Origin of the sequence: Streptomyces sp. NPDC007095, assembly GCF_040634475.1 — a bacterium.
In the GTDB taxonomy this organism is placed as follows: Bacteria; Actinomycetota; Actinomycetes; order Streptomycetales; family Streptomycetaceae; genus Streptomyces.
Genome location: NZ_JBEYFS010000419.1, coordinates 1 through 5,054, shown reverse-complemented (window position 1 = coordinate 5,054; position 5,054 = coordinate 1). Strand labels below are relative to the sequence as shown.

8 protein-coding genes are annotated in these 5,054 nt (G+C 68.7%); 4 read left to right on the top strand and 4 right to left on the bottom strand.

From position 1 onward, the window contains the following. Window positions 1-397 precede the first annotated feature (397 nt). Window positions 398-514, bottom strand: a complete 117-nt coding sequence (locus ABZ656_RS56420) for a hypothetical protein (RefSeq protein ID WP_360280299.1) — start codon at window positions 512-514, stop codon at window positions 398-400. Between the two features lie 11 nt (window positions 515-525). After that, window positions 526-744: a hypothetical protein gene (locus ABZ656_RS56415; RefSeq protein ID WP_360280296.1), complete on the bottom strand. Its 219-nt coding sequence runs from the start codon at window positions 742-744 to the stop codon at window positions 526-528. Between the two features lie 53 nt (window positions 745-797). On the opposite strand from ABZ656_RS56415, the gene ABZ656_RS56410 reads away from it, so the two are divergent. Both ABZ656_RS56410 and ABZ656_RS56405 read left to right on the top strand, forming a co-directional pair. Next, window positions 798-1,046: a hypothetical protein gene (locus tag ABZ656_RS56410; RefSeq protein WP_360280293.1), complete on the top strand. Its 249-nt coding sequence runs from the start codon at window positions 798-800 to the stop codon at window positions 1,044-1,046. A gap of 129 nt (window positions 1,047-1,175) precedes the next feature. Continuing rightward, window positions 1,176-1,391 (top strand): hypothetical protein, encoded by a 216-nt coding sequence (locus ABZ656_RS56405; RefSeq protein ID WP_168490779.1) that lies wholly within the window; start codon window positions 1,176-1,178, stop codon window positions 1,389-1,391. A gap of 430 nt (window positions 1,392-1,821) precedes the next feature. On the opposite strand, the gene ABZ656_RS56400 is transcribed toward ABZ656_RS56405, so the two are convergent. After that, entirely contained in the window at window positions 1,822-2,406 is a 585-nt protein-coding gene (locus ABZ656_RS56400) for a GNAT family protein (RefSeq protein ID WP_101405528.1), read from the bottom strand. A gap of 82 nt (window positions 2,407-2,488) precedes the next feature. Further along, window positions 2,489-2,980 carry an FBP domain-containing protein gene (locus ABZ656_RS56395; RefSeq protein WP_101405529.1) on the bottom strand — a complete coding sequence of 164 codons (492 nt, stop codon included), beginning with the start codon at window positions 2,978-2,980 and terminating at the stop codon, window positions 2,489-2,491. 71 nt (window positions 2,981-3,051) lie between these two features. On the opposite strand from ABZ656_RS56395, the gene ABZ656_RS56390 reads away from it, so the two are divergent. Beyond that, window positions 3,052-3,660 (top strand): TetR/AcrR family transcriptional regulator, encoded by a 609-nt coding sequence (locus tag ABZ656_RS56390; RefSeq protein ID WP_101405530.1) that lies wholly within the window; start codon window positions 3,052-3,054, stop codon window positions 3,658-3,660. A 68-nt stretch (window positions 3,661-3,728) separates the two neighbouring features. Further along, the gene (locus tag ABZ656_RS56385; RefSeq protein ID WP_360280288.1) at window positions 3,729-4,913 is read left to right on the top strand and encodes a GDSL-type esterase/lipase family protein; all 1,185 of its coding nucleotides are present in this window, start codon (window positions 3,729-3,731) and stop codon (window positions 4,911-4,913) included. The last annotated feature ends 141 nt before the right edge of the window (window positions 4,914-5,054 follow it).

The following is a 5,054-nucleotide window of genomic DNA, read 5'->3' as shown; positions in this document are numbered from 1 at the left end:
AACCGGCAGACCCCGACACCCGGAGCCTCCACGGCCACCGGGCACCCGGCCCTGCCCACACCCACCCTGACCAGGCTCTATTTACGCGTCAGAGCGGGTTTCCCGCCAGAACGGCACGTAGGGCCGACGGTCACCGACCGTCGGCCCTACGGCGTTCACGGCGCCGTATCAGATCATGCGCGGCCGTTACTGGAAGGAGCCGCGGCGCTCCTCTGCGAGCGGTACCCGCCGTGGAAGGCGCCCTCGCCCGCCGGATACGCCGACACCCACGCGCGGGACAAGAGCCTGTATCCGTCGTGGCCGGCGGACTCGTACCTGACCGCCGGAGAGGTCGAGCAGGCGGCCGCCGCCACGGGCCGGGTACTGGGTCTGGCCGCCGAAGGCGAGGGTCCGAGTCCTACTCGGCAGCAGGAAGCGGCGATGCGGTCGCGACCGCCCAGCCCAGGAAAGCCTCGGACCCGGCCACGACGGCCACCGCGAAAACCTCCGGGTTCTTCCACGGATGGTGTGCCACAAGGTGAGCCTTCAGTTCGGCGAACCGATCAGCGTGGTCCAGTCCAGTCCAGTCCAGTCCAGTCCAGTCCAGTCCAGCCGAGTCGATCCCACCGCACCGAAGCGGCCCAAGCCGACTCCAGTAAATGCACGGTCCTCCTCGTACGAGAGCACGACCGCGCAATCGCCGATCGCGGCCAGGACCTCAGCGATTACCTCAGGGCGCGTCCCGTGGCCGCTTCTGGCGGTCAAGACATCCTCCATACCGGGCCAGTCCCGGTTGATGGCCGGGCATGCTCATCATCGTGAGCGCCTACAGCAGCGACCAGGACTTGAACGTCACCGACGCCACCGGGAACGGTGTCGAGGTGGACGTGGCCACCAACTTGACGAACGGCACCGTTCGGCTGTCGGTGCTGTGGACCGACGAGATCTACTTGTGCCCTGATGACGCCGAACGCGTGGCTCAGGCCCTTCTCCGCGCCGCTGAGCGCGGCCGTCGCATCGCCGGACCTCGAAGCACGGGACCGGACAACCCCTACGCCAGCCAGTGAGTTACAGCTTTCCCCACCGGGTCAAGGCGACTCGCTCCGCTCCCCGCGCTGCACGGCCTCCGGCCGCCCTGCGCTCCTGTCTGCGCCTCGTTATCGTGGAGCATCACACACTCACTCGGGGGGCCGTCCGTGATCGAGCTCGGCGTGCTATTCGGTCTGTTGGTGGCAGCGGTACTGGTCCTGCTCTTCGTGCTCCTGCGCCGAAGAAACGGCAACACGGAGAACGTCGACGGTCGCCTGATCGAGCAAGCACGGCGGCTGCAGGCGCACAACGACAGGGTCTCCTACAACGCCGCCTCGGTGCACGGCTCTTCGCCCACCATGACCGACCACTACCGCCCCTAACCCCACGGGGACCATCGGAGCTTGTGCGAGGACTCGGAGAACACACAGGCCAGCGTTCCGCCAGGCCAGGTCGCACCTGGTGGCGCGATTTTCAAACTGGCGTTCAAAGATCGAGGCGGCCCGTGCCACAGCCGTGCCACATCAGGCGGTCGGCCGAGGTCAATGATGGTGCGTCTTGAGAAGACCGTCGGGGCGGCGTTCCTCAGGGCGGCTTCAGGACCGCCGCGCGACTTCTTCGTCCACGACGTGCGCACCCGTTGAACGACGGCATTCATCGGCTCGACCATCCGGCATGGCGCCGCATCGCGGCCACGGAGTCAGGTGCCGTGCCAGACCTGTGCCGGATCGAGCGTTCACCAGGAGGTGCCGAGCGGTGGTGATCGGACGTGCTTCGCTCGCGCGCCGGGCGCCGCCGTCGGTGAGGGTCGGCTCAGGACACGGACTTGGCGGTGACGCGGGCGCGCAAGGCATCGCGGACGGTGGGCCATTCGTCGGCGAGCAGGCTGTAGTACAGGGAGTCGCGGCGAGTGCCGTCCGGGCGGCGCATATGGCTGCGCAGGGTGCCTTCGTGTACCAGGCCGAGGCGGGACAGGGCCTGCTGGGAGCGCACATTGAGGTTGTCGGTGCGCAGGGCCAGCCGGGCCAGGCGCAGGTCCTCGAAGGCGTGGGTGAACAGCAGCAGTTTGGACTCGACGTTGTAGGGGCCGCCCCAGCAGGAACGGTCGAACCAGGTCGCGCCGATCTCGGTGCGGCTCTCGGTCAGGTCGAGGTCGTACATGCTGGTCGAGCCGATCACCGTGCCGTCGTCACGGCGTTGCACCGCGAAGCAGCGCCGTGTCGGGTCGGCGGTCATCTCGCCGAGCCACTCGCGCAGTTGGGCCACGGTCTCGGGTCGTGCCCGGGGCATCCATCGCCAGACCTCGGGGTCGGACGCCGACGGGAAGAGAGCCTCGGCGTGGTCGGGAGACAGACGGACGAGGCGGACGGCAGTGCCCTCAAGCGGCTGGTTGGTCATCGAAGCAGAATAGATCCGGTGACCAGTGACGATCTCCTCCTCATGGGCTTCCTCGCTGGAGTGCGACAGGGGTCGTACGGCGTCAGGCCGTCACCTTCGTGATGAACGCCGCCAGGTTCGTCACCGTTCGTTGGATCTTTTCCTCCAGCGTGAGTGACTCGTGGAGGCGGGCGCCGGCGCCCGCGTCCTTCTTGCCTCGCACGTACAGGGAGCAGGAGAGGTCGCTGCATATGTAGGCGCCGACCGAGTTGCCCTGCTGGCCGGCCTTGCCCGCCTTCGGGGCGACCATCAGGGAGACGCCGCCGGTGTGGGTGGTCAGGCACATCGAGCACATGCTGCGCCGGGTCTGCCAGGAGGTGGGGCTGGGGCTGCGCAGGACCAGGGCCTTGGGATGGCCGTTCAGTTCGAGGACGAGGTAGGTGCGTTCGGGGGACTGGGGGTCTCGCCAGCCGAGGTAGTCCAGGTCGTCCCAGGGGCGGTCGGTCAGATCGCGCGGGACGGACAGGCGCTTCGCCTCGCCCTTGGTGCAGTTCACGAACGCGGCGCGGATCTCTTGTTCGGTCAGCGGCTTCATGGGAGTCATGGTAAATTGCCTAAAGGTGTTAGGCAAATGTGTGAGCTGTTGTGGTGAATGGAAGGAAGGTTATGGTGCGCGTCGGGTTGACCACGGAACGTCTGGTGCTCGCGGGGGCCGAGCTGGCCGACGAGGTCGGCTTCGAACGGGTGACCGTCTCGGAGCTCGCCAGACGCTTCGACGTGAAGGTCGCGAGCCTGTACTCGCACGTGAAGAACTCCCAGGACCTCAAGACCCGGATCGCCCTGCTCGCCCTGGAGGAACTCGCCGACCGGGGCGCCGCCGCGCTGGCCGGGCGGGCCGGCAAGGACGCCCTGGCCGCTCTCGCGAACGTCTACCGCGACTACGCCAGGGAGTATCCCGGCCGCTACGCCGCCGCCCAGTTCAGGCTCGACCCGGAAGCGGCCGCAGCCAGCGCCGGTGGGCGGCACGCGCAGATGACGCGGGCGATCCTGCGTGGCTACGAGCTGACGGAGCCGGACCAGACGCACGCCGTTCGGCTGCTGGGCAGCTTCTTCCACGGCTACGTCAGCCTGGAGATGGGGGGAGGGTTCAGCCACAGCGCCCCCGACACGCAGGAGACCTGGGTGCGGATGCTGGACGCCCTCGACGCGCTGCTGCGGAACTGGCCCGCGAGCGCAGCGGCGACAACCGCAACCGCGCCCGCATCCGCCCTCTGATCGCTCCGCCGGGATCGTCCCTCGGGTCGATTCCGGCACCCGAGAGTCCCGATGGAGACACCGAAGTCATGACCACCACCGACCACGACTGGATCACCACGCCCGTCACCGCCGACCTCCTGCGCGGCGCCCTCGACCTGGAGCCCACCGGACACGGTGTCCTCCCGCACCGGCTGCCCGCCCGGGCCCGCAGACAGATCCCCGACGGACAGCTCGCCATGGCCGAGGCCCAGCCCTCCGGCGTACGGCTGGTCTTCCGTACCCGGGCCACCGCCGTCGAGCTGGACACGTTGCCCACCAAGCTCGTCTACGTGGGTGCGCCGCCGCGTCCGGACGGTGTGTACGAGTTGGTCGTCGACGGCCGGCCGGCGGGGCAGGCGAGCGTGATCGGCGGCAACGCGATGACCATCGACATGGCCACCGGAGCGGCCTCGACCCGGCAGGGAGCGGTCGGCACCCTCCGTTTCGACGGTCTGTCCGACGGCGTCAAGGACGTCGAGATCTGGCTGCCGCACAACGAGACCACCGAATTGGTGGCCCTGCGCACCGATGCCCCCGTCGAGCCCGTGCCGGACCGGGGACGCAAGGTGTGGCTGCATCACGGCAGCTCGATCAGTCACGGTTCCAACGCCGACGGGCCCACCTCCACCTGGCCCGCGCTCGCCGCCTCCCTCGCCGGCGTGGAACTGATCAATCTGGGGTTGAGCGGGAGCGCTCTGCTCGATCCGTTCACCGCGCGGGCCATGAGGGACACCGCCGCCGACCTGATCAGCGTCAAGATCGGGATCAATCTGGTCAACACCGATGCGATGCGGTTGCGTGCCTTCGGCCCGGCGGTGCACGGCTTTCTCGACACCGTCCGTGAGGGGCATCCCACCACGCCGCTGCTGGTCGTCTCGCCTCTTCTCTGTCCCATCCATGAGGACACGCCAGGGCCCAGCGCCCCGGACCTCTCCGATCTCGGTGCGGGGCGGCTGCGGTTCCTGGCCGCGGGGGATCCGGCGGAGCGCGCGAGCGGGAAACTGACGTTGCGTGTCATCCGCGACGAACTGGCCCGGATCGTGGAGCAGCGGGCGGCCGAGGACCCGAACCTGCACTACCTGGACGGCCTGGACCTCTACGGTGAGGCCGACTTCGCCGAGCTGCCGCTGCCCGACCGGCTCCACCCGGACGCCGCCACCCATCGCCGTATCGGCGAACGCTTCGCCAAGCTGGCCTTCACCACCCAGGGCGCCTTCGCCTGGTTCACGTAGGCCTTCGTCCGGTTCACCTACGCCGTCGCCTGGTTCACGTACGCCGTCGTCTAGTGCCGCGGCAGGCAACGTTTGCCCGTCAAGGAGCGGCGTCCGGTGCGTGCTCTCGGCGTGCCGGCCGGAAGTCCTCGTACTGGACGT

What these genes read in the sequence shown, in the direction of transcription:
- ABZ656_RS56395 (WP_101405529.1), bottom strand. Translation starts at nt 2,980, where the DNA reads ATGAAGCCGCTGACCGAACAAGAGATCCGCGCCGCGTTCGTGAACTGC.
- ABZ656_RS56385 (WP_360280288.1), top strand. Translation starts at nt 3,729, where the DNA reads ATGACCACCACCGACCACGACTGGATCACCACGCCCGTCACCGCCGAC.
- ABZ656_RS56390 (WP_101405530.1), top strand. Translation starts at nt 3,052, where the DNA reads ATGGTGCGCGTCGGGTTGACCACGGAACGTCTGGTGCTCGCGGGGGCC.
- ABZ656_RS56400 (WP_101405528.1), bottom strand. Translation starts at nt 2,406, where the DNA reads ATGACCAACCAGCCGCTTGAGGGCACTGCCGTCCGCCTCGTCCGTCTG.